This window comes from Bacillus cereus group sp. MYBK227-1 (assembly GCF_051916325.1).
GTDB lineage: Bacteria > Bacillota > Bacilli > Bacillales > Bacillaceae_G > Bacillus_A > Bacillus_A cereus.
Window position 1 is genome coordinate 152,699 of sequence record NZ_JBQAGK010000005.1, and the last position, 25,360, is coordinate 178,058.

A 25,360-nucleotide genomic window follows, 5' to 3' on the forward strand; every position below is an offset into this window, starting at 1 on the left:
AGATAGAGTTGGTTTTGGTCAGAATGAAGACAATATGTACTTTGAAAATAGTCATTTATTTTGTCTAAAGAGAGTTGTGCGACTAGTGGACCGAAGTTGAAAGGTGATAGTTTCTTACATTGTTAGAGAAATATAAGGATTACAGAATATTCGACTAACACGTTACTACGGTCATTTTTGAGCCTGTTTAAACAATAAGAAAGAAGGTGTTTTACTCCTTAGTTACAATATCTTTTTAGTAAAGATAAGCTTAAGTAACCTCCGCTAAAGATTATATACTTAAATGATAAAGAGTTCAACAATGGTTCACATATTTTCCCAAAAATAAAAACGGCTGTTTTATGTGGAATGAATCTACAAAACAGCCGTTTTTGGTATTAGATTTCTGTTAAGATTATTGGCTCGCCGCGTGTTACGACAACAGTATGTTCACATTGTGCAACAAGACTTTTATCAGGTGTAACGAATGTCCAACCGTCGTCACCACGTTCAATAATATGATCAGCTTTCATAGAGATGAACGGTTCTACAGCGATAACAAGACCGTCTTTTAGAAGCGCATTATCCATTGGATCATAGTAACTTAAAATGTGATTTGGTGCTTCATGTAAGCTAAGACCAATGCCGTGACCAGTTAAGTTTTGAATAACATTGTATCCACTTTTATGTGCGAAGTTTGAAACAGCACGACCAATTTGATTTTGTTTTGAGCCAGCTCTAACCTTTTTCATTGCTGCCCAAAATGCATCAACTGCTGCTTGGCAAAGTTTTTCTTTTGCCTCGTCTTCTCCAAGAACAAATGAAATGCCTGTATCTGCATAATAGCCATCAAGTGCAGCAGATACATCGACGTTTACTAAGTCGCCTTCTTTTAATACGCGATCTCCTGGAATACCATGAGCAACTTCCTCATTTACACTAATGCAAGTTACACCTGGGAAATCATATTCTTTTTCAGGTGCAGAAATAGCACCATGCTCATCTAATACTTTTTTACCGATCAAATCAAGCTCTTTCGTTGTCATACCTGGCTTCGCTTGTTTTTTCATTTCTTCACGTGCAAGCGCAACGATGCGGCCGATTTTTCGTAAGCCTTCTAAATCTTGTTCATTACGAATAATCATGAAAACCACTGTCCTTCCTCGAATATATATCTTATCCGATTGTATCATGTTTATTTTCGTCCTGCTACTCGCTTGCGGTATGCGGGTTGATTCCTCTCATAAAGAATACATGACAATTGTCATATCGATGTCATGACGCATCATACTGTTTCCTAAGTTTTCCAAGTAATACAATGTAAATATAAGAAACAGCGGGGGTGGAGAGATGGAAAAGATTATTGAAGTAAATGGTGTTTCTAAAACATTTAAACATAAAAACGCAGTAAATAATGTTTCATTTCATGTAAATAAAGGGGAAATAGTAGCGTTACTTGGTCCGAATGGTGCGGGGAAAACAACGACGATGTCGATGATGCTTGGATTAAAGGACCCGACAGAAGGTAAGGTCTTTATATTTGGAAAGAGTCCAAAGCATAGAGATGTTCGTAATAGCCTCGGTGCGATGCTGCAAGAAGTAAGTGTCATTGATAGTATTACGGTGGAAGAGGCAATTGAGTTATTCCGTAGTTATTATACGAATCCTATAGCGAAAGAAACGTTACTGCAGTTATCAAATTTAGAATCAGAGCGAAAGCAAAGATGTGAGAAGTTATCAGGTGGGCAAAAAAGAAGGTTGAATTTTGCGCTTGCACTTGCGGGAAATCCAGATTTGTTATTTTTAGATGAGCCGACAGTCGGAATGGATATTACGTCTCGAAGAATGTTTTGGGAAACGATTCGAAAGTTAGCAAGTGAAGGGAAAACAATTATTTTAACGACGCATTATTTAGAAGAAGCAGATGCTTTAGCAAATCGTATCTTATTATTTGCGAACGGAAAGATTATCGCAGATGGTACACCAGACGAAATGAAAGCGACGATTTCGCGAAAAACAATCACATTTTACTCGAAGGAAAGCATTCCTACAAAATTACTAAAGGAATTACCAAATGTAACAGAAGTAAAGTCAAGCGAAGGACGCTTCATTTTAACAACGGAGGATACGGATGCAACTTTAAAAGCCATTTATCAAAAGAGTTTACCTGTAACAGATGTTTCAGTTGAACGTGGAAGTCTTGATGAAGCATTCGAACAGTTTGTCGCAAATCAGAAGGAGGAAATCGCATGAGAGCATTATGGATGCAATGCAAAATAGAAATTTTACGTACATTCCGCAATAAATTATTTATCTTTTTCTCATTATTAATGCCTGTTATGTTTTACTACATTTTTACAAATGTTGTTCAAGTACCACAAAACGGAGATGCGTGGAAAGCACATTATTTAATTTCGATGGCAACCTTCAGTATTGTAGGGACTGCACTCTTTAGTTTCGGTGTGAGACTTTCTCAGGAAAGAGGGCAAGGATGGACACATCTTCTAAAAATTACACCGCTTCCAGAGGGAGCATATTTAACAGCAAAAATTATCGCTCAAACAGTAGTAAATGCTTTTTCAATATTAGTTATCTTTATTGCAGGGATACTAATTAATCATGTTGAGTTAACGGTAGGGCAATGGATTGGTGCGGGATTATGGTTATTGTTAGGGGTAACACCATTTTTAGCGTTAGGAACAGTAATAGGTTCCATTAAGAAGGCGGACGCAGCTGCTGGCTTAGCAAATATTTTAAATATGAGTTTAGCTATAGTTGGCGGGTTATGGATGCCGATTGAAGTATTCCCCAAAATATTAAGAACGATTGGTGAATGGACACCGACATACCATTTCGGAAGTGGTGCGTGGGATATTGTAGCTGGAAAATCAATTGGATGGGAAAATATCGCGGTATTAGGAGGTTATTTCCTTATATTTGTTGTAGTATCAATATATATAAGAAAAAGACAGGAAGCGGTATAAATGATAGAGAAGAAGAGGATTGAGATTTTTCCGAAACATATGGGATTCTTCCCGTATATGTGGTTTGTTTATCTATTATTTCCAATTTATCACTTAGCGCAGGCATCAGGATGGAAGCTTGTAATAGGAAGCGGTATGTTGATAATTTTTATCGTCACATACCGTCAGCTTTATTTTGTTCAGAGGACGTTTGTTTTTTGGGCGTGTATTCAAATGGTACTCATCTTTTTATTTGCTTTATTTTATAATCCTTTTATGATATTTTTTGGCTTTTTCACAGCAAGTGCGATGGGATTTGCGCCAAATAAGAAAGTATTTCGAGTGCTGTTATGTTCGTTAGTTATCATGCTTGGAGCATTTTTATTTGTAAATATGAATCAACTAACAACTACAATTTTAGTAAATATCGTTCCAATGTTTATTTTAATGCTTCTTACGCCATTTGGTATGCGCAATTTTAATCAGAAAAAGATGTTAAGAAATCAATTGGATCAGGCGAACGAGCAAATTAAAGACTTAGTAAAACGTGAAGAACGGCAGCGGATTGCAAGAGATCTTCATGACACATTAGGGCATACGTTATCTCTTATTACTTTGAAAAGCCAGCTTGTAGAGAAGTTAATTGTGAAAAATCCAGAGCGTGCAAGTGCGGAAGCGAAGGAAATTACACAAACGTCTCGTACAGCCTTAAAACAGCTGAGAGAATTAATTTCTGATATGCGTATGATTACGGTAGAAGAAGAGCTAGAGCAAATAAAAGCGATCTTACAAGCAGCTAATATTGAATTAGAAGTGAGGCAAGAAGCAAGATCGAGCTCGTTATCACCAATTGAACAAAATATTGTCGGGATGTGTTTACGTGAGGCCGTTACAAATGTTGTAAAACATAGTAAGGCAACGCGGTGCGCAGTTTCTGTATTAGAATCACAAGGTGAACTGATTTTGAAAGTAGAAGATAACGGAATCGGTTTAACAGATCAAAATCATGATGGAAATGGTATTCGCGGCATGAAAGAACGAATTGCTCTTATTGATGGATTTGTTGAACTAGGTACAATCAATCCAGGGACGTTATTAACGGTAAAAGTTCCAGTTGTTATTAGAACAGGAAAAGATGAGGTGAGGGCATGATTCGAATTATTATTGCAGAAGACCAGCGGATGCTTCGTGGTGCATTAGGGGCCCTGCTTGATCTAGAAGATGATATCGAAGTAATTGGGCAAGCTGCGAACGGGGAAGAGGCGTTAGAATTAATTGAATCGTTAAAGCCAGATGTAAGTATTATGGATATTGAAATGCCGATTCAAAGTGGATTGGATGTCGCTGAGACTTTAAAGAAAGAAAAATCATCATGCAAAGTAATGATTTTAACAACATTTGCACGGCCGGGATATTTTGAAAGAGCAATGAAAGCTGGTGTGCACGGCTATTTATTAAAGGATAGCCCAAGTGAAGATTTAGCGGCAGCAATTCGTAATGTAATGAAGGGGAAACGAGAGGTCTCCCAAGATTTAATGTTTGGCTTATGGCAGGAGCAAAATCCGTTGTCAGATCGCGAAAAGGAAGTACTGTTGCTTGCGAAAGAAGGAAAGACGGCAAACGAAATTGCGAAGGCACTTTATCTTTCGCCGGGTACAGTACGTAATTATATTTCTGAAGTATTAGCGAAGCTTGATGCGAAAAATAGAATTGAGGCAATTACAATTGCGGAAGAAAAGGGTTGGATATAAAAAGAAGGTTACCTATGAGAGGTAACCTTCTTTTTATAATTATTGTACTTCTATTACTTGATTTACTTTTTGTAACGGTTTGTAACCGTGTGCTTCAAATGCCTTTGCAAATTCATTTGATACGGCAGTGCCATATAAATCTTTTGCAGCTTGTACGATATGAGATTGAAGTGATTCAAAGTCTTCAGCGGAAGTTGCATAATTTTGCAATGCACGCATAACAACTTTACTTACTTTTTCATTTCCTTGTTTTTGAACAGCAACACCGTTATATGTTTTACCTTCAGCTAATTGATATAATACGTGACTGATAATACCAGAATTCACGTGTGATTCTTGATTATTACCATCGTTATAGAAATCTTGTAAATTTGTATATAGTTTATGACCGCCGTCACCAATTTCCCTTGGGATATCACGAATTGTTAGGCCACCTAATGTATCGCCCATAATCCAGTTTCCTTTATCTTTCTTTACGTAATATTCGATTTGTGTACCCCAGAAATCCGCTAATCCCTCGTTTAGTGCAGATGTTTCAGCGCTTGGATATCTCACGACTTTATTTTTCGTCGTGCCACTGAATACAGCATGTCCAAATTCATGAGCTGTTACATCAAGAGCGGATGTTAGTTTTCCGTCTAAACCATCACCAAATACCATTTGGTTCCAAGCGGGATGCCAAAATGCATTTACATAGTCTTCTTTTACACCATCACTAACTTCAGTAGAATCAAAACCGTGTACACTAGCAACAACTTTTGAATCTTTATTGTCGTAACTTTTTAGATTATGTTCTTTCCTAAAGTAATCGTAAATATCACTCATGTTCTTCATAGCGCCCGCGGCTTCTTTATCTGCAAAATTAGGAGTACTACTTGAAATTAGTGTCCCTGGATAACCAGCTTGACTATATCCTCCAAGGGAATCGGCGTAGTTTGCATTATAAATATAAATACCATTTCCGCGTGATAAATCCGCTAAATAAAATTTTCCATCAGTTCCTTTGGCAATATTGAAAGAGATGTTTTCTTGAAGTGCATTTTTCCCAGTTCCTTGCTCACTTGCAGGGGATAATCTAGGTGATGTTACTTGATTTATAGTCTTATTCTCTTTGTTTTTAATGAACTTTTCTTGGAAAAGTACTTCTCCAGTTTTTAAATCAACGATAGCATTGCCGTTTATAATTTGTTCATTGTTTTCATAAGTAAATGTAATAACAGTTGCGAATGTATAATAGCCATCTTTTTTCTTATAAACAACGGTTTCGCTAGAGAATTCAGTCTCAACTGCATCGCTTGGAATTTGAACTATATCGCGTAATTTAGATTTTACTTCATTTTTCGACAAAAAATTTGTTATAGTAAGATTAGGTTGTTGATTTAAATTTTGAACAACTTTACCACTAACAGTTGTGATCACTCCATTTTTATCTACTTTTACAATGAGATCTTGGCCATATACTTTATAGTTTTTATATGTTTGTGCAAGGCGAACTTCGGTTTGATTTTCTTTGGTTTCTTTATTTGTAGGTTGGAAATCTACATTTTTTTCAGTAGTGACTTGTTCTTGTTGAGCTTTAGCCCCGTTTACCTCACCTTTTAAATACTTTTTCGCAATATTTTCTTTCGTATCATTTTGAGGTTCTGTTAATTTTCCAATTGTTAAACCAGGCTGAGCAATTTCAACTTTGACTTCATTTTTATCTAATTCTTGGGCATAAATAGCTTTTGTTGATAAAGGACAAAGGAGACCGAACGTAACGAAAGCACTAGCAAATTTTCTATAATTCATCTATAACACTCCTAATCTATTATTGTATGTGAGATGAATTGTATGAAAAATTTGCCGAATTATATATATATTATGCATTATTTCATATCAAAAATTGTCGAATTCACATTATTGTAGTGGTATGACAACTTAAAAAACTAGATTGTTATAATGGGATGGTGAGTAAGTATGCACGCAGAAAAATTAGGAAGTGAAATTAAGAAAATTAGGGTGATGAGAGGATTAACACAAAAACAGTTATCCGAGAACATATGTCATCAATCGGAAGTAAGTCGAATTGAATCGGGTGCGGTATACCCAAGTATGGATATATTGCAAGGTATTGCAGCAAAATTACAAGTTCCCATCATTCATTTTTATGAGGTACTCATTTATTCTGATATTGAGAGGAATAAGCAGTTAAAAGATCAAATTATTCTACTTTGTAAGCAAAAAAAATATAAAGAAATTTATAATAGAGTATGCAATGAATTGAAAAAGGAAGAATATCATCCCGAGCTTCAGCAATTTCTTCAATGGCAATATTATGTAGCTGCTTACGTATTGAAAAAAATCGATTACGAATATTGCATTTTAGAATTAAAGAAATTGCTCAATCAACAACTGGTAGGAATAGATGTATATCAGAACCTTTATATTGAAAATGCAATTGCAAACATTTATGCTGAAAACGGCTATTTGAAGCAGGGTATTGATTTGTTTGAAAATATATTAAAACAATTAGAGGCATTGCATGATAATAAAGAGTTTGATGTGAAGGTGAGACATAATCATGCAAAAGCATTATACATAGACAATCAATACGAAGAAGCGCTTTGTCACGCAAATAAAGCCATTGACCTATCGTGTCGAATTAACAGTATGACATTGATTGGACAGTTATACTTTCGAAAAGGTGAATGCCTAGCAAAACTTGGGTGTGATAGAGCAGAAATTGAAGATGCTTACGAAAAAGCATGCTTCTTTTTTGATATATTAGGAAACCATGAATTAAAAGAATCACTTATAAAAAAAATGAAGAAATAAAAAAGACATAAAGAACAAATATGCATAATTGCATAAAGTCTGGATAATTTTTCATGATATATTTAAAGAAAAAAATGCGGGTGATGGAATATGAAAAAACTACTTATTGGTAGTTTACTAACGTTAGCGATGGCATGGGGTATTTCATTAGGAGATACAGCATTAGAGAAAAACCAAATAATTTCTCATAATAATCAAGAGGTACAATTAGCTAATGAAGTACCTTTTGAGTTCTAAAAAACAACCGTCTTACTTAGACGGTTGTTTTTTTATGGAGTAACATCCAAACGTCTTTACTAGAGACAGGTTTGCTAATAAAGAATCCTTGAATGTGATCACAATTTTGTTTATGTAAAAATTCCCATTCTTCTTCCGTTTCTACACCTTCTGCAATCACTTTTAAATTTAGTTCTTTTGATAGTGTAATAATGGAAGAGACAATTGCTTCTTCTAAAGGGCTAGTTGTAATTCCACAAATAAACTCTCGAGCGATTTTTAATGTGTTGATTGGATATTTTGTTAAATAAGCTAAAGAACTATAACCAGTTCCAAAGTCGTCGATTGAAATTTGAATACCGAGATTTTGAAGTTGTTCTAGTTTTGCAACTACAGATTGATTTTGATTAATTGCGATGCTTTCCGTAATTTCAATATCTAGTGCTTCGGGTTTCAGTTCTGTTTCTTCCAATACCTTTGAAATAGTTGGGATTAAATCTGCATGGTTAAATTGAACAACAGATAAATTTACACCAACTTTTAAGTGAGAGAAACCTTGATTATGCCATCTTTTTGCCTCTAAACAAGCAGTACGTAATATCCAATTGCCAAGTTCAATAATAAAACCAGTTTCCTCTGCTAGAGGGATAAATTGGGCAGGAGATACGATACCGAGTTTTGGATGCTTCCAACGTATTAATGCTTCAAAACCGATAATTTGTTTTGTTTTTGTGCTTACTTGTGGCTGGTATTCAAGGAAAAATTCATTTTGTTGTAATGCTTTTGAAAGTTCACCTTCTAAGAATTGAATTTCATTTTGAGCGATACTCATTTCTTTTGAGAAGAAAACAAATCTGTTTTTTCCATTTGCTTTCGCACGATACATAGCCATATCAGCATTTTTCATTAACTCATTTACATCAGTTCCATAATCAGGGTACATCGCAATTCCGATACTTGGTGTAATAGAGAGTTCTTCGCCTTGAATGAAGAATGGTTTGTTTAAAATAGTTAAAATCTGTTCAGCTATAAAAATTGCACTTTTTTCTGAGTACATTTCTGGTAATAGAATTGTAAACTCATCGCCACCTTGGCGAGCGACGATATCTTTTGAACGCAAGCAACCGCGTAATCTTTTTGCTACTTCAATTAATAATAAATCTCCAACGTCATGGCCAAGTCTATCGTTAATTTTTTTAAATCGATCTAAATCAAGGAATATGACGGCGACATCATTTGCGTTAGTTTGGGCTGTATTTAAAATGGCTTTTAAATCTTTTTCGAACTTTCGACGATTTGGTAATCCAGTAAGTGCATCGTGAAAGGCTAAATGTTCTACTTGTTTTTGTTTTTCATATAAGGTGGTAATATCACGTGCTATCCCAAACATTCCGACCACTTCTTTGTTTATAAAAGTAGGGATAAGTGTAATATGGAGATAATAATAATAGCCTTCTTGTTCTTTTGTACGAACTTCTAACGTTTGTGGCCTACCTTCCTTTGTAATTTGTAAAGCCTTCTTTAGTAGTTCGTGGTCTTTTGAATCAATGAAGTGTACCAGAGAATAGCTTGCCACTTCGCAATAATAGGCAGTAAATAAGCTTTCGCACGCCTTATTAGATTGTTGAAAAATGCCATTCATATTTAAAGAGAAAACGGCATCGGGATGGTCCTCGAATAAAGATTTATAACGTTGTTCACTTTTTGATAATGCAAATGCACCTTCTTCAACTTCGTCCTCTAGTTGTGTAGTCAACTGTTCATATGTATGAATTAGTGCTTGATTATCTTTCCACAGGTAAAGTTGCCGCAAGAATAACAAAATAAGTGATAATACGAGACCGATCAACATGAATTTATCATCCCAAGGTTGAATGATAATAAAAGAAAAAGTAATAATTATACTAAAATAAGGTAGTATAAAACGTACATAATCGAATCGATAATATTTTGTTTTCGTTTCATGCTGCATTGGTTTATCTAAAATATATAGTATGGAAGAAAGTCCAATTAATAAAATAGAAGCAGTGTGTATTAAATAATTAATTTCAGCAGAAGTTTTCATCCCAAAATTCAATTGAAACAGATGAATATAACCGTATACGAGTATAATAGTGAAACCGATAATTAATGCAATTCTACTAGAAGAATATTGTTCTCTTCTATATAGGCTAATAACGGCGTAAATTACTAATGATTGTGCAATGAAATACCCAATTAAAATCCAAGTATCCTTTGTTAACATGCGGAAGCTTGAAAGGTCTAAGATAAAAGTTAAGGTGAAATAAATGTTCATAATAATAATAAAGATGCTATCGAATGAAAATTGAGAAAGCCCCTTAATAGAATAATTTTTTATAAACTTTATAGCAAATCCAACAAAGAGCAAAATATATTGTATGATAAAAAAAGGTAATGCTTTATATGAAAATATAGATTGATCATGTATAGAAAGTGAACTAAGAAATAGGGTTATCTCCATAACTAATCCACATAGGCAAGTACATAGTAATAAAATCCAAAATAGTTTATCACTGCGTTTCATTCTCTTAATAGCTTTATATAAACAGTGACAAGAAAAAAGTGCAGCGAAACAGAATAAGAAAAGAATTCCAATCTCCTTTATATGCGACTCATTTGGAATAAAGAGTATCCAAAGAGCAAATATAGATATGTATATTATGACAAATTGTACATATTTTTTTTGATTAATCATATTATGACTCCGTTTCAATAAAGTTGAATCTCGAGGGAATGCTAATTTAAATAATAGCATATAAAATAGGATGTTTTTTACTATAAAAATTACTTTTTTGAAAAAATGGTGCAAAGTTACAATTTACCACTGTAACATTGCACCACCTATTCTTTTAATTCCTCTTATAGCAGAAAGTTCATCTATTAATTGGAATAATGCTAAGTCTTTTTGTTTACTTTCAATCATAATATCGAAATTATGATTGTGTTTTTTTGCAATGTGTAAGAAAGGCTTAATAAACTCTAAATCGATATATTCAGCATGAGCCCTAAATTCTTTTTCCGATCTCGGGGAGGAAATGTGAACTTTAGGAGAAATATTTGTATGTGACCAAGTTTCAAAAATTGCAGGAAGCAACTCTTCTAGTGGTTCCTCGCAAAGATTGGCCATATGATGATGATAATCAAATACAAATGGAATATTTTCTTTTTGGCAAATTGATAAAGTTTCAGCGGTTGTATAGGTTTTATCATCATTTTCAAGAGTCATTTGTTTTTTTATATGTGTAGGAAGTTTTTTTATGTTTTCATGGAAGCGATCAATTGCCTTTTCTTTATTTCCATAGGCTCCACCTACATGAATATTAATGTAAGAAGAATCTGCAATGCCTATAGCATCCAATATTTTATAATGATAAGTCATATCCGTAATAGCGTTAGTAGTAATATGTGGCTTGTCGCTTGTAAATAGCGTAAATTGATTTGGATGAAAACTTATTCGTAAATTGTGTTCTTTAATTAAAGCCCCTATTTTACGCCAAAGTGGTGTGAATACCCCAATATAGTCAAACTCGACTTCGGGATGTGTTGCAAGTGGGACGATGGAAGACGATAGGCGATATAGTGGGATTTCATGCGCTATATTGTAATGAAGGATACGTATTGTGTGCTCTAAATTTTGCCTTATAACATGGTACAGTTTGTCTTCTCGCTCTTGCTTGCTGAGTTTCTTAAAGCGTGTAAACGTCATTGTTTTGGCAGGAGAACAGTCCCAGAGTGCCATTGCATGTGAGACATATCCAAACCGTATAAGCATATGAGATACACCTCTTTTATTCATTGTCTTTCCTATAAAAAGAAAGCAAACATTGTTCCAATCCATTCCTTTCCTCTATCGATAAGAGAAGGCGGGTTTACATCGCTATAGGAAAGTACAGATGCATTCTCTAGATCTTCATGGAATTTCTTTTTTACTGTTTGAATGAAATGTTTATTATATAACAGGCAGTTTATTTCATGGTTAATATATAAACTTCTCATATCAAAGTTTGCTGTTCCGATATCGCAAATATCATCGTCTACTATAATAATTTTGGCGTGAAAAAAACCTTGTTGAAATGCATAAATATTGCAACCAGCCTGTATTAATTTTCGGCAGTACGGAAATTTGGCTTCTCGAACAAGAGGGTGATCAGCTTTTTCTGGAACAAGAATTGTGATTTGAACCCCTCTTTCTTTTGCTTTTAATAAGGCATTCATAATTTTTTTTCCAGGAATGAAATATGGTGTACCGATACAGATTTCTTTTTTTGCCGCGTTAATTAAATGTAAAAAAGTATGCTGTAAATAAGCCCCATCAGTCGGAATAAATTGATGCAGGATGGTACCTGGGTTTTGTTTTGGAAAATAAAGAGAAGCATCTAATAAATTTTGTTTCGTATCATCAAACCAGTCATGCAAAAATTGCTTTTGTAAATCTTGAACCCCTTCTCCTGTAAGACGTAAATGGTAGTCTCGCCATAATCCTAAATATTCATTATGCCCTAGATACTCTTCACCGATATTAAATCCCCCGATATAGCCGGTTTTCCCATCAATCACTGTAATTTTCCTATGATTTCGTTGATTGGCAGAAAAGAAAGGCAGAGGAAATTTTACCTTATGACAAAATGAAAAAGATACACCATGTTTTTGCAGGGAGCGAATAGCTTCGTTTGATAAAGAATGGCTGCCAAATCGATCAAGTAAAAGTCGTACTTCAATTCCTTCCTGAGCCTTATCAATCAGCAATTTTAAAAATTCACGACTGATTTTATCGTTTTTTACAATGAAGAATAAAATATGAATGTGATGCTGTGCTTGTTTTATATCAGTAAATAAAGCGTCATACAAATCTTTCCCGTATGTATAAAGGTGAAAATCACTTTGACGTAAAGGGAAAGTGCGAGAGCTTACTCGTTTTAAATGAAGAAGTCTCCCGTATGAAAGGTCAATTGTAATCCAAAGAGCAACGGATATTAACAAAAGAGATAAGTAGAGCATTAGTGAATTCCCTCCTTCGCATTCTTTTCACCTTCAGTGTGTTACAAATGATACGGGTAGCACGGCTGTTATTATAAATTTCTTTAGAGGATAGATCTTGTACTGTTTAAAGTTTCACTTTATCCCGCTTTAACGGGCAGTAAGCCTTTCGACTCAAAAACTGTTGAATAAGTAGAAGTTAGCTTGAAAATCTACTGCCCGTAAAAGCCCGATTGGTTCAACTAATAATTAGAGGGGGATGAACCACCCCTGCTGATTAAAGTTTCACTTTATAGTTTCACCGAAATAAACAGCTTTATGAAAAAATGTGTTGTTCTATAACAAAAAACTGTTGACTGAATGCTCACTCATTATATAATGGGGATAGGGGATATAATTCAGAAAATTATATATTTTTGAAGATTCAAAAAAGAAAGAGGGCTTACAAAGAGAGGGGTAGCATAAAAATGAATAGCTTACTGATCATTAATTGGCTGGCTGCCATTGCTGTTATTGCTTATGCAGGATATTTGTTTGTATATCTTATACGGACGAGAATGGCCTACATACAATTAGGAAAAAAAATTGAATTTGACCGTCGTTTTAAAGAGCGTTGGGATCTCCTTAAGGTCAATGTTTTCGGTCAAAAAAAGCTGCTGAAAGATAAGAAAAGCGGCATCATTCACGTTATGTTCTTTTACGGATTTATTCTTGTCCAATTTGGAGCAATTGACTTCGTTTGGAAAGGACTCGCACCAGGATCACATCTTCCACTTGGACCACTATACCCTGCATTTACATTCTTCCAGGAAATTGTCACACTTGTTATTTTAATTGCAGTATTTTGGGCTTTTCATAGACGTTATGTAGAAAAGCTTGTTCGTTTAAAACGTAACTTCAAATCAGGTCTTGTTCTTATCTTTATCGGTGGCTTAATGATTTCTGTGCTACTTGGTAACGGTATGGGACTTATATGGCATGGCGAGGAGCTTTCATGGAGTGAACCAATTGCTTCTGCAATCGCTTACGTTTTTAGCGGGATAAATGAAACCGTAGCCATTTCAGTGTTCTATTTTTCTTGGTGGGTGCATTTACTAATTTTGTTAACGTTTTTAGTGTATGTTCCACAATCAAAACATGCGCATTTAATTGCAGGACCAGCTAATGTATTCTTCGGTCGTCTTTCAAACCCAGGGAAGCTTGAAAAGATTGATTTTGAAGATGAAACGCAAGAAACATTTGGTGTTGGTAAAATTGAAGACTTTAGACAAAATCAACTTATTGACTTATACGCTTGTGTAGAGTGTGGCCGTTGTACAAATATGTGTCCGGCAACAGGAACAGGAAAAATGTTATCGCCGATGGACTTAATTTTAAAACTTCGCGATCATTTAACTGATAAAGGAGCTGCGGTAACATCAAAAGCACCGTGGGTTCCAGTAGTTGCCTTCAATAATACACAAGGAAATCAGTTAGCGATGATGGCAGCTGGAAAAGGACAACAAGAATCAGCGTCTACAACGCTCGCTTACGATCCGAGTTTAATCGGAGATGTTATTACAGAAGAAGAGATTTGGGCATGTACAACGTGTCGTAACTGTGAAGATCAATGCCCAGTTATGAATGAGCATGTTGACAAAATTATTGATTTACGTCGATATCTCGTTTTAACAGAAGGAAAAATGGACGCGGAAGCACAACGCGCGATGACAAATATCGAGCGTCAAGGGAATCCGTGGGGTCTGAACCGTAAAGAGCGTGAAACATGGCGCCAAGGTGATGACGAAGTAACAGTTCCAACTGTAAAAGAAAAATCAAAAGCTGGGGAGGAATTCGAGTATTTATTCTGGGTTGGTTCAATGGGATCATACGACAATCGTAGTCAGAAGATTGCGATATCGTTTGCGAAGTTAATGAACGAAGCAGGTATTTCATTCGCAATTCTCGGTAATAAAGAAAAGAATTCTGGAGATACACCACGCCGCCTCGGAAATGAATTTGTATTCCAAGAGATGGCGACAAAGAATATCGAAGAATTTGAAAAGGCAGGAGTGAAGAAAATCGTTACGATTGATCCTCATGCTTATAACACATTTAAAAATGAGTATCCGGACTTTGGCTTGCAAGCAGAAGTCTATCATCATACAGAATTGTTAGCTCAGTGGGTGAAAGAAGGGCGCTTAAAGCCTGTTCACGCTATTGAAGAAACAGTTACGTACCATGATTCCTGTTATTTAGGAAGATACAACGAAGTGTACGAAGCGCCACGTGACATTTTGAAAGCGATTCCTGGAGTGAATCTTGTAGAAATGGCACGTAACCGTGAAACTGGAATGTGCTGTGGCGCAGGTGGTGGCTTAATGTGGATGGAAGAAACAACAGGTTCTCGTATTAACGTTGCTCGTACAGAACAAGCATTAGCTGTACAGCCATCCATTATCGGTACAGGTTGTCCATATTGCTTAACGATGATCAGTGATGGAACGAAAGCGAAAGAGGTAGAAGAGAAAGTTCAAACTCTTGATGTGACAGAGATTTTAGAACGATCTGTTATCGGACAGAAAAAAGAAGCAATGTAGTTTGTAAGAATGTATACAACTTTAGAAAGAGGTGCAATGATTGCACCTCTTCTCAACGTAGGGATACCGAGCGAGCGCTCAGTGTTAAAAAATGAAATGGGGGAAAGAAACATGAGTAAAACAGTTATTTTAAGTGCCGCAAGAACACCAGTTGGAAAATTTGGAGGATCTTTAAAGGATGTAAAAGCGACGGAACTTGGAGGAATTGCAATTAAAGCAGCACTTGAAAGAGCAAATGTTGCGGCTAGTGATGTTGAAGAAGTTATATTTGGAACGGTTATTCAAGGTGGGCAGGGACAAATTCCATCGCGCCAAGCTGCGAGGGCTGCTGGAATCCCTTGGGAAGTGCAGACGGAAACAGTGAATAAAGTTTGTGCATCAGGGCTTCGTGCGGTTACGTTAGCGGATCAGATTATTCGTACTGGCGATCAATCACTGATTGTAGCTGGCGGTATGGAGTCGATGAGTAACAGTCCTTACATTTTACGTGGAGCAAGATGGGGATACAGAATGGGCAACAACGAAGTTATTGATTTAAACGTTGCTGACGGTTTAACATGCGCATTTTCAGGTACACACATGGGCGTTTATGGCGGAGAAGTTGCAAAGGAAGATGGAATTTCTCGTGAAGCGCAAGATGAATGGGCATATCGTAGCCATCAGCGTGCGGTTTCAGCGCATAAAGAAGGGCGTTTTGAAGAGGAAATCGTGCCAGTAGCGATTCCGCAAAGAAAAGGCGATCCTATTGTCGTTGCAAAGGATGAGGCGCCACGTGAAGATACAACGATTGAAAAGTTAGCAAAGTTAAAACCTGTATTTGATAAGACAGCGACGGTGACAGCTGGTAATGCGCCGGGACTAAACGATGGTGGTGCCGCACTTGTATTAATGAGCGAAGACAGAGCGAAGCAAGAAGGAAGAAAGCCATTAGCGACAATTTTGGCGCATACAGCAATTGCAGTGGAATCTAAAGATTTCCCAAGAACTCCAGGTTATGCAATTAACGCATTGCTTGAAAAAACAGGAAAGACAATTGAAGACATTGATTTATTCGAGATTAATGAAGCCTTTGCAGCGGTAGCAATTGCAAGTACAGAAATCGCAGGAATTGATCCGGAAAAATTGAATGTAAATGGCGGCGCGGTAGCGATGGGACATCCAATTGGAGCAAGCGGAGCGCGCATTATCGTTACACTAATCCATGCACTTAAGCAGCGCGGCGGCGGAATTGGAATTGCTTCGATTTGTAGCGGTGGCGGTCAAGGGGACGCAGTGATGATTGAAGTTCACTAATTAAAGTTCGAGGGTATAAAATTTATTAACAATTAAGGGGGAAGAAAAAATGGGTGTACAAAACATTGTTGTAATTGGTGCAGGGCAAATGGGATCAGGAATTGCACAAGTATGTGCAATGGCAGGATATGACGTGAAGGTACAAGATTTAAAGCAAGAGCAATTAGATAGAGGATTGGCTATCATTACGAAAAACTTAGCACGGCAAGTAGAAAAAGGACGTATGAAGGAAGAAGAGAAGGAAGCCACATTAAATCGTCTTACAGTAACGCTTGATTTAGATTGTGTGAAAGAAGCGGATCTTATTATTGAAGCAGCTGTTGAGAAAATGGATATTAAAAAGAAAATCTTTGCGAATCTAGATGAAATTGCTCCAGAACACGCAATTTTAGCAACGAATACGTCATCTCTGCCAATTACAGAAATTGCAGCGGTAACGAAGCGTCCGGAAAAAGTAATCGGTATGCACTTTATGAATCCAGTTCCAGTTATGAAGCTTGTTGAGATTATTCGTGGTTTGGCTACCGATGATGCGGTATATGAAGCAATTGAAGATATTACGAAAAAAATTGGGAAAGTACCAGTTGAAGTGAATGATTTCCCAGGTTTTGTATCAAATCGTATTTTGCTACCGATGATCAACGAAGCAATTTATACGTTATATGAAGGTGTAGCGACGAAAGAAGCAATTGATGAAGTCATGAAGCTTGGTATGAACCATCCGATGGGGCCTTTGACACTCGCCGATTTTATCGGTTTAGATACGTGTTTATACATTATGGAAGTGTTGCATGAAGGATTAGGAGATAGTAAATATCGCCCATGTCCGTTATTACGTAAGTATGTGAATGCAGGATGGTTAGGGCGTAAAACAGGTCGTGGATTCTACGTTTACGAATAAATGCCCCCTTTGTTACAACATAGTGGTCTTACCAAATTATTTAAAGGATATATAGCAAATGGAGGCGGAATATATGAACTTTCGTTTTAATGAAGAGCAGCAAATGATGAGGAAAATGGTTCGGGATTTTGCACAGAAGGAAATAGCTCCCTTTGTTCCTAGTATGGAACAAGGGGTGTTCCCGAAAGAGATTTTGCAAAAGATGGGTGAGCTTGGATTAATGGGTATTCCAGCGCCTGCAAAATACGGTGGGGCAGAAATGGACTTTATATCTTACATTCTAGCAATTGAGGAAATCTCAAAGGTAAGTGCAACAGTTGGTGTAATTTTAGCTGTACATACGTCAGTTGGAATGAATCCGATTTTATATTTCGGAACAGAAGAACAGAAGAAAAAATATGTTTCTAAACTTGCAACTGGGGAATATTTAGGTGCATTTGCTTTAACAGAGCCAAATGCAGGATCAGATGCAGGGAGTTTGAAATCAAGAGCTGTGAAAAAAGGTGATCATTATATTATTAATGGATCGAAAGTGTTTATTACAAATGGTGGTGAAGCAAGTACATACATTGTATTCGCTTCTACAAATCCAGAGGCAGGAAAAAGTGGTATTTCTGCATTTATAGTAGAGAAAGATACACCTGGTTTAATCATCGGAAAAGATGAACATAAGATGGGACTTCTCGGTTCTCGTACAGTACAACTTACTTTTGAAGATATGAAAGTGCCAGCTGAGAATTTACTTGGGGAAGAAGGACAAGGATTTAAGGTGGCAATGGCGAATTTAGATGTTGGGCGAATTGGAATCGGTGCGCAGGCGTTAGGAATTGCTGAAGCGGCGCTTGGCTGTGCAATTGATTATGCAAAAGAAAGAGAGCAATTCGGGAAGCCAATTGCGGCGCAGCAAGGGATTGGCTTCAAGCTTGCAGATATGGCAACAAGTGTCGAAGCAGCAAGGTTACTCGTATATAGAGCGGCATCTCTTAGGGCACAGGGCTTACCATGCGGTAAAGAAGCATCTATTGCGAAATTATTTGCTTCTAAGACAGCGGTTGAAGTCGCGATTGAGGCGGTGCAAGTGTTTGGTGGTTACGGTTATATGAAAGACTATCCAGTAGAACGATTTTTCCGTGATGCGAAAATCACACAAATATATGAAGGAACAAGTGAAATACAGAAACTTGTTATTAGCCGTGCTTTATAAAAGGGCGAGGGGGAGACGGAGATGCATTTTAAACTATCAGAAGAACATGAAATGATAAGAAAAATGGTTCGAGATTTTGCTAAAAATGAAGTGGCACCAACAGCAGCTGAGCGTGATGAGGAAGAGCGATTTGATCGAGAATTATTTGATCAAATGGCAGAACTTGGTTTAACCGGTATTCCGTGGCCTGAAGAGTACGGTGGAATTGGAAGCGATTACTTAGCGTACGTAATCGCTATTGAAGAATTATCCCGCGTTTGTGCTTCAACAGGCGTAACACTGTCCGCGCATACTTCACTTGCAGGATGGCCAATTTTTAAATTTGGGACGGAAGAGCAAAAGCAAAAGTTTTTACGACCGATGGCTGAAGGAAAGAAAATTGGTGCATACGGCTTAACGGAGCCAGGATCTGGATCGGATGCTGGTGGAATGAAGACAATCGCAAAGAGAGATGGAGACCATTATATTTTAAATGGATCAAAAATTTTCATTACAAATGGCGGTATTGCTGATATTTACGTTGTTTTTGCGCTAACTGATCCTGAATCAAAGCAGCGCGGTACGAGTGCATTTATTGTAGAAAGTGATACACCGGGATTTTCAGTTGGGAAGAAGGAGAGCAAGCTAGGGATTCGCTCTTCACCAACGACTGAAATTATGTTTGAAGATTGCCGTATTCCTGTAGAGAATCTACTTGGAGAAGAGGGGCAAGGGTTTAAAGTTGCGATGCAAACATTAGATGGAGGTCGTAACGGTATTGCGGCGCAAGCTGTTGGTATTGCACAAGGGGCTTTAGATGCTTCTGTAGAATATGCAAGGGAGCGCCATCAATTTGGAAAACCAATTGCGGCGCAGCAAGGGATTGGCTTTAAACTTGCAGATATGGCAACAGATGTAGAAGCGGCACGCCTTTTAACATATCAAGCGGCTTGGCTTGAATCAGAAGGGCTTCCGTATGGAAAAGAGTCAGCGATGTCAAAAGTATTTGCAGGAGATACAGCGATGAGGGTGACGACTGAAGCGGTGCAAGTATTTGGTGGTTACGGTTATACGAAAGATTATCCAGTAGAGCGTTATATGCGAGATGCAAAAATTACACAAATATATGAAGGAACACAAGAGATTCAGAGGCTTGTAATTTCTCGTATGTTAACGAAGTAGGAACGAAAGCGTAGGTATTTTCCTACGCTTTTTCCTTCCAAAAAATAATAGAGAGAGGTGAAGGGAATGGTTAAACATAATGTACATGCATCGGTGAAAGATGAAAAATTAGTTGCGTTAAGACGTGAGCAAATGATTAAAGGTGCGGTGCAACTGTTTAAACAAAAAGGATTTCCGCGTACAACAACGAGAGAAATTGCAAAAGCGGCTGGATTTAGTATAGGGACACTTTATGAGTACATTCGTACAAAAGATGATGTTTTGTATTTAGTTTGTGATAGTATTTATGAACATGTAAAAGAAAGATTAGAGGAAGTAGTTTGTACAGAAAAAGGGAGTGTAGAAAGTTTAAAGATAGCAATAACGAATTATTTTAAAGTGATGGATGAATTACAGGAAGAAGTATTGATAATGTATCAAGAGGTACGCTTTTTACCGAAAGAATCACTTCCGTATGTATTAGAAAAGGAGTTTCAAATGGTAGGAATGTTCGAGAATATTTTAGAACAGTGTACGGAAAATGGAACATTTACATTAAATAAAAAAGAAATACAGCTTCTTGCCCATAATATTTTTATACAAGGACAGATGTGGGGATTTAGACGCTGGGCGCTGCAAAAACTGTATACGCTCGAAGAATATACAGAAATGCAAATTAGGTATGTATTGCAAGGGGCCCATATGCTTCCGAAATAAGGAACAGACAAATTATAATTTTACTACCCTATAAAAGTTTCCCGTTTTTTTTTGTAGCATATTTGTGCGACTTTTGTTTATAATGAATAGTATGGATTTTTTTAAGCAGGCCGTTATATATAAGGTTATATTTGATGAAAGGAAGTGCCGCATAAGTGGATTTTAAGCAATATTCACCAGAAGAGCTAAAAGAATGTTCAATGATTGAAGTTGTACATAGCGTTTTAGGGGATAAAAAACAAGCAACGACATTCAACGAGTTGGTTCAAGAAATCGCTCAAGTGCTGGGACTATCTCAAGAGCAAGTTAATGCGAAAATCGCACAATTTTATACAGACTTAAACATTGATGGACGTTTCATTAATTTAGGAGAAAATCGTTGGGGGCTACGCAGCTGGTACCCATACGAGCAAATTGATGAAGAAATCTTGCCTCAACCAAAACCGAAGAAGAAACGTAAAGTTGAAGAAGACGGTTTTGACGACTACATTGAAGAAGATGAAGATGACTTCGACGATGCAGACGTAAGTGAAGACGAAGATGATGATGTAGAAGATTTGGACAAGGTTCTTGAAGAAGAAGACGGAGATGACGACGATCTTGATGATTTAGACGAAGATGACGACGACTTCGCTGAAGAAGAACTTGAGTATGACGAAACTGAAGAAGAAGAAGAGGAAGAACTGTAGTTCTTGACTTTTCATTATCGTCCATGTAGAATCATTTTTGGGCTCTTTAAAAAAGGACGATAATACTTTTAAAGTGTAAATATAAAAGAAAATTGCTCCCTACTTATTACTTTTTGTGATGAGGGGAGCAATTTTCTTTTTTGTTTTTTGTTTAGAAAATAAAAAGAGTCTAACAATAAGATGGATACAGTGTTATCTACATACGTTGCGCTTTGCAACGGTGATTATATAACAGCAAAATAGAAGGGAGCTTTTTCATGACTAAGTATATTTTTGTAACAGGCGGTGTAGTATCGTCTTTAGGAAAAGGTATTACAGCAGCATCTCTTGGAAGACTTTTAAAAAATCGTGGTTTAAACGTAACGATTCAAAAGTTTGATCCATACATTAACGTAGACCCAGGGACTATGAGCCCATATCAACACGGTGAGGTATTCGTAACAGATGATGGCGCAGAAACTGACTTAGACCTTGGTCACTATGAGCGTTTTATCGACATTAACTTAAACAAATACAGCAACGTAACAACAGGTAAAATTTACTCTTCAGTTCTTCAAAAAGAGCGTCGCGGTGAATATTTAGGAGGAACAGTTCAAGTTATTCCTCACATTACTAACGAAATTAAAGAACGCGTATATCGTTCTGGTCGTGAAACAAATGCGGATGTTGTTATTACAGAAATCGGTGGAACTGTTGGTGACATCGAGTCTCTACCATTCTTAGAAGCAATCCGTCAAATTAAGAGCGACATCGGTCGTGACAATGTAATGTACATTCACTGTACGTTAATCCCGTACTTAAAAGCAGCGGGTGAAATGAAGACAAAACCAACACAACATAGTGTTAAAGAACTTCGTAGCTTAGGTATTCAACCAAACATTATCGTTGTTCGTACAGAAATGCCTGTTTCTCAAGATATGAAAGACAAGCTTGCATTATTCTGTGACATCGATACAAAAGCGGTTATCGAAGCTCGCGATGCAGATACTTTATATGCGGTCCCATTATCTCTTCAAGAACAAAACATGGACCAAATCGTTTGTGACCACTTAAAATTAGACAATCCAGCTGCAGATATGACAGAGTGGACTGCTCTAGTTAACAAAGTGCGTAATCTTTCTAAGAAAACAAAAATCGCTCTTGTTGGTAAATATGTAGAACTTCAAGATGCTTATATTTCTGTTGTAGAAGCACTTCGTCATGCTGGTTACTCATTCGACACAGATGTAGAAGTAAAATGGGTAAATGCTGAGCACGTAACAGCAGAAAACGTAAAAGAATTAGTTGGCGATACAGATGGTATCCTTGTACCAGGTGGCTTCGGCGATCGCGGTGTAGAAGGTAAAATCGTTGCGATTCAATATGCTCGTGAAAACAAAGTTCCATTCTTAGGAATTTGCTTAGGTATGCAACTTGCATCAATCGAATTCGCACGTAATGTATTAGGTTTAGAAGGTGCTAACTCTTCTGAAATCAACCCTGACACACCATATGCAATCATCGACTTATTACCAGAACAAAAAGATGTAGAGGACCTAGGTGGTACACTTCGTCTTGGTCTATACCCATGTAAGCTTGCTGAAGAAACAAATGCTTACAATGCTTATAATGAGCCGGTTGTATATGAACGTCATCGTCATCGTTATGAGTTCAACAACCAGTTCCGTCCGGATATGGAAAAAGAAGGATTTGTATTCTCTGGTACAAGCCCAGACGGCCGTCTAGTTGAAATCATTGAATTAAAAGATCATCCTTGGTTCGTGGCAGCACAGTTCCACCCAGAACTTGTTTCTCGTCCAAACCGTCCACAACCATTGTTCCATGACTTCGTAAGAGCTTCTATTACGAATAAAGAGAGCAAGTAATAAAAAAAGCGCCTGAAATAAGGCGCTTTTTTTAATATTCATTTAACATTTCATCGATTGTGAATTTGATCCCGTGATAAGCAAATAAGGCTACTATTAAACTTGGGAATCCGTAGCGATTACCTTCATCGTCTGGAATAAGACCTTTTAACAGTTTTGTATCAATATGTACGTCTGTATATCGTTCGAGTGATTCCGTACCTTCTTGAAGAGCAGAAATGCCGACAATAGAGTGTCCCTCTTCTTGTAGTTTTTTTGCAATTTCTACAACCGCTTCATCTGTTGAAAAACGGCTAATAAGAAGTACACGATCCGCAGAGGTTACTTCTGCTTCTTTACCATTTTCAAATAAGCGTTTTGCTTGCTTCATTGGTTCAGCACCGAATAGTGCCTCGGCAACAACGCCCTCCATTTCATTTGTACCATGTAAATAAATGAAACCATCGCCAACTAGTGCTTGAGCAAGTAAACGAGCGCTATCTTCTATATTCATTTCTTCTTTTTGAGAAACTCTGGAGAAATAACCACTTAATTGAGTTGAAAAAATTTTTAACATAATGTTACTCCCTTCGTACGTGTTTGCCGGCTTTCATTATAATTTATTTTTTTAGAAAGGTGAAATCGTAGGGTAGCATAACAAAATAGGAAACGGTAAAATAAGAAAGAATAGGAAGGAATTTGCCAAAGAATAGCGAAATTAAATCGTTAAGATATAAGAAGCTTTAAATCTTGTACTTACACAGAAAGGTTGGGAATTATGGAAGGTAAAATTTTAATCGTTGATGATCAATATGGGATTCGTGTGTTATTACATGAAGTGTTCCAAAAAGAAGGTTATCAGACATTCCAAGCAGCGAATGGATTTCAAGCTTTAGATATCGTGAAAAAAGATAATCCAGATTTAGTAGTGTTAGATATGAAAATTCCAGGCATGGATGGTATAGAGATTTTAAAGCATGTAAAAGAAATTGATGAGAGTATTAAAGTAATTTTAATGACTGCTTATGGAGAGCTTGATATGATCCAAGAAGCAAAAGATTTAGGAGCTTTAATGCATTTTGCTAAACCATTTGATATCGATGAAATTCGTCAAGCTGTGAGAAATGAGCTCGCTGTAGAGGCATAAAAATGAATTTTTTATAAAAAATATGGAAAAAAGCGTTTACATGGACTATTGTGCAGGTGAATACGGTTGAGTTTTTGAGTACAAGTTGTTATCCTATTGAGTGTAGAAAAAAGTCCGGTATGTAGATATACATATTTTACCTTATTCTGGTCATACTACCAGCGATAAGAACTTATCGGATACAAAAAACGTTTTTTAGGAGGATTCACCATGCCTTTAGTTTCTATGAAAGAAATGCTAAACAAAGCACTAGAAGGAAAATACGCAGTTGGTCAATTCAACATGAACAACTTAGAGTGGACTCAAGCTATCTTAGCTGCTGCGGAAGAAGAAAAATCTCCTGTAATCCTAGGTGTATCTGAGGGTGCAGCTCGTCATATGACTGGTTTCAAAACAGTTGTAGCTATGGTTAAAGCTTTAATCGAAGAAATGAACATCACTGTTCCTGTAGCGATTCACCTTGACCATGGTTCAAGCTTCGAAAAATGTAAAGAAGCAATCGATGCAGGTTTCACATCTGTAATGATCGACGCTTCTCACCACCCATTCGAAGAAAACGTTGAAACTACTAAACAAGTAGTAGAATACGCACACGCTCGTAACGTATCTGTTGAAGCTGAGCTTGGAACAGTTGGCGGACAAGAAGACGACGTAATCGCTGAAGGCGTAATTTACGCTGACCCAGCAGAGTGTAAGCACCTTGTTGAAGCAACAGGTATCGATTGCCTAGCTCCAGCTTTAGGTTCTGTACACGGTCCTTACAAAGGTGAGCCTAACTTAGGATTCGCTGAAATGGAACAAGTTCGTGACTTCACTGGCGTACCTTTAGTATTACATGGTGGTACTGGTATCCCAACTGCTGATATCGAAAAAGCTATCTCTTTAGGTACTTCAAAAATCAACGTAAACACTGAGAACCAAATCGAGTTTACAAAAGCTGTTCGTGAAGTATTAAACAAAGACCAAGAAGTTTACGATCCTCGTAAATTTATCGGACCTGGACGCGACGCTATCAAAGCAACTGTTATTGGTAAAATTCGCGAATTCGGTTCTAACGGTAAAGCGTAAGAATAAAATTCCGTTTTGGAAACCGTCTAGTCTTTTAGACGGTTTCCTTTCGTT

The 25,360-nt window shown here is 36.9% G+C and carries 22 protein-coding genes; 16 read left to right on the plus strand and 6 right to left on the minus strand.

Annotation, left to right across the window (positions count from 1 at the left end; translation table 11 throughout):
• Window positions 1-377 precede the first annotated feature (377 nt).
• Entirely contained in the window at window positions 378-1,172 is a 795-nt protein-coding gene (map, locus tag ACTFRM_RS22090; RefSeq protein ID WP_003313889.1) for a type I methionyl aminopeptidase, read from the minus strand.
• A gap of 157 nt (window positions 1,173-1,329) precedes the next feature.
• On the opposite strand from map, the gene ACTFRM_RS22095 reads away from it, so the two are divergent.
• The 4 genes from ACTFRM_RS22095 to ACTFRM_RS22110 are packed head-to-tail and all read left to right on the plus strand — an operon-like array spanning window position 1,330 to window position 4,693.
• Window positions 1,330-2,232 (plus strand): ABC transporter ATP-binding protein, encoded by a 903-nt coding sequence (locus tag ACTFRM_RS22095; protein WP_000411127.1) that lies wholly within the window; start codon window positions 1,330-1,332, stop codon window positions 2,230-2,232.
• Complete coding sequence (locus tag ACTFRM_RS22100; RefSeq protein WP_001202431.1) at window positions 2,229-2,963, plus strand: ABC transporter permease; 735 nt, start codon at window positions 2,229-2,231, stop codon at window positions 2,961-2,963. Before ACTFRM_RS22095 ends, ACTFRM_RS22100 begins: the two co-directional genes overlap by 4 nt.
• A complete protein-coding gene (locus tag ACTFRM_RS22105) occupies window positions 2,964-4,094 on the plus strand; it encodes a sensor histidine kinase (protein WP_440043600.1) in 1,131 nt (376 codons plus the stop codon).
• Entirely contained in the window at window positions 4,091-4,693 is a 603-nt protein-coding gene (locus tag ACTFRM_RS22110; RefSeq protein ID WP_000619237.1) for a response regulator transcription factor, read from the plus strand. Before ACTFRM_RS22105 ends, ACTFRM_RS22110 begins: the two co-directional genes overlap by 4 nt.
• A gap of 39 nt (window positions 4,694-4,732) precedes the next feature.
• Here the strand turns inward: ACTFRM_RS22110 and ACTFRM_RS22115 are convergent, their stop codons facing one another.
• Window positions 4,733-6,484: a M4 family metallopeptidase gene (locus tag ACTFRM_RS22115; RefSeq protein WP_322372585.1), complete on the minus strand. Its 1,752-nt coding sequence runs from the start codon at window positions 6,482-6,484 to the stop codon at window positions 4,733-4,735.
• A gap of 168 nt (window positions 6,485-6,652) precedes the next feature.
• Here ACTFRM_RS22115 and ACTFRM_RS22120 point away from each other — a divergent pair, with 168 nt between their 5' ends.
• Window positions 6,653-7,510, plus strand: coding sequence for a helix-turn-helix domain-containing protein (locus ACTFRM_RS22120; RefSeq protein ID WP_000542925.1), 858 nt, complete (start codon window positions 6,653-6,655; stop codon window positions 7,508-7,510).
• A 90-nt stretch (window positions 7,511-7,600) separates the two neighbouring features.
• Window positions 7,601-7,747, plus strand: coding sequence for a quorum-sensing peptide PapR (locus tag ACTFRM_RS22125; protein WP_000734727.1), 147 nt, complete (start codon window positions 7,601-7,603; stop codon window positions 7,745-7,747).
• A 16-nt stretch (window positions 7,748-7,763) separates the two neighbouring features.
• On the opposite strand, the gene ACTFRM_RS22130 is transcribed toward ACTFRM_RS22125, so the two are convergent.
• The 3 genes from ACTFRM_RS22130 to cls form a co-directional block, all read right to left on the minus strand.
• The gene (locus ACTFRM_RS22130; protein WP_440043602.1) at window positions 7,764-10,442 is read right to left on the minus strand and encodes a DUF4084 domain-containing protein; all 2,679 of its coding nucleotides are present in this window, start codon (window positions 10,440-10,442) and stop codon (window positions 7,764-7,766) included.
• Window positions 10,443-10,565: 123 nt separating this feature from the next.
• Window positions 10,566-11,519 carry a UV DNA damage repair endonuclease UvsE gene (uvsE, locus tag ACTFRM_RS22135; protein WP_173600718.1) on the minus strand — a complete coding sequence of 318 codons (954 nt, stop codon included), beginning with the start codon at window positions 11,517-11,519 and terminating at the stop codon, window positions 10,566-10,568.
• Window positions 11,520-11,551: 32 nt separating this feature from the next.
• On the minus strand, window positions 11,552-12,745 hold the full coding sequence (cls, locus tag ACTFRM_RS22140) for a cardiolipin synthase (protein ID WP_000966420.1): 1,194 nt from the start codon (window positions 12,743-12,745) through the stop codon (window positions 11,552-11,554).
• A 446-nt stretch (window positions 12,746-13,191) separates the two neighbouring features.
• Here cls and ACTFRM_RS22145 point away from each other — a divergent pair, with 446 nt between their 5' ends.
• The 8 genes from ACTFRM_RS22145 (at window position 13,192) to pyrG (ending at window position 23,112) form a co-directional block, all read left to right on the plus strand.
• On the plus strand, window positions 13,192-15,303 hold the full coding sequence (locus ACTFRM_RS22145; protein ID WP_001086776.1) for a heterodisulfide reductase-related iron-sulfur binding cluster: 2,112 nt from the start codon (window positions 13,192-13,194) through the stop codon (window positions 15,301-15,303).
• Window positions 15,304-15,312: 9 nt separating this feature from the next.
• Complete coding sequence (locus ACTFRM_RS22150) at window positions 15,313-16,596, plus strand: acetyl-CoA C-acetyltransferase (RefSeq protein ID WP_141096672.1); 1,284 nt, start codon at window positions 15,313-15,315, stop codon at window positions 16,594-16,596.
• A 49-nt stretch (window positions 16,597-16,645) separates the two neighbouring features.
• Window positions 16,646-17,497, plus strand: coding sequence for a 3-hydroxybutyryl-CoA dehydrogenase (locus ACTFRM_RS22155; RefSeq protein ID WP_000538874.1), 852 nt, complete (start codon window positions 16,646-16,648; stop codon window positions 17,495-17,497).
• A 73-nt stretch (window positions 17,498-17,570) separates the two neighbouring features.
• Entirely contained in the window at window positions 17,571-18,701 is a 1,131-nt protein-coding gene (locus tag ACTFRM_RS22160; protein WP_001011178.1) for an acyl-CoA dehydrogenase, read from the plus strand.
• A gap of 21 nt (window positions 18,702-18,722) precedes the next feature.
• Window positions 18,723-19,862 (plus strand): acyl-CoA dehydrogenase AcdA, encoded by a 1,140-nt coding sequence (acdA, locus tag ACTFRM_RS22165; protein WP_000545544.1) that lies wholly within the window; start codon window positions 18,723-18,725, stop codon window positions 19,860-19,862.
• Window positions 19,863-19,928: 66 nt separating this feature from the next.
• Window positions 19,929-20,558: a TetR/AcrR family transcriptional regulator gene (locus ACTFRM_RS22170; protein ID WP_000238605.1), complete on the plus strand. Its 630-nt coding sequence runs from the start codon at window positions 19,929-19,931 to the stop codon at window positions 20,556-20,558.
• Between the two features lie 155 nt (window positions 20,559-20,713).
• A complete protein-coding gene (gene rpoE / locus ACTFRM_RS22175; protein WP_000346279.1) occupies window positions 20,714-21,247 on the plus strand; it encodes a DNA-directed RNA polymerase subunit delta in 534 nt (177 codons plus the stop codon).
• Between the two features lie 257 nt (window positions 21,248-21,504).
• Window positions 21,505-23,112, plus strand: coding sequence for a CTP synthase (pyrG, locus tag ACTFRM_RS22180; protein WP_000170460.1), 1,608 nt, complete (start codon window positions 21,505-21,507; stop codon window positions 23,110-23,112).
• A 31-nt stretch (window positions 23,113-23,143) separates the two neighbouring features.
• On the opposite strand, the gene ACTFRM_RS22185 is transcribed toward pyrG, so the two are convergent.
• Window positions 23,144-23,668, minus strand: coding sequence for a DUF2529 domain-containing protein (locus ACTFRM_RS22185; RefSeq protein ID WP_000912402.1), 525 nt, complete (start codon window positions 23,666-23,668; stop codon window positions 23,144-23,146).
• A gap of 201 nt (window positions 23,669-23,869) precedes the next feature.
• On the opposite strand from ACTFRM_RS22185, the gene spo0F reads away from it, so the two are divergent.
• The gene (spo0F, locus tag ACTFRM_RS22190; protein ID WP_000398594.1) at window positions 23,870-24,238 is read left to right on the plus strand and encodes a sporulation initiation phosphotransferase Spo0F; all 369 of its coding nucleotides are present in this window, start codon (window positions 23,870-23,872) and stop codon (window positions 24,236-24,238) included.
• Window positions 24,239-24,448: 210 nt separating this feature from the next.
• Window positions 24,449-25,306, plus strand: coding sequence for a class II fructose-bisphosphate aldolase (locus tag ACTFRM_RS22195; RefSeq protein WP_001131855.1), 858 nt, complete (start codon window positions 24,449-24,451; stop codon window positions 25,304-25,306).
• Window positions 25,307-25,360 lie beyond the last annotated feature (54 nt).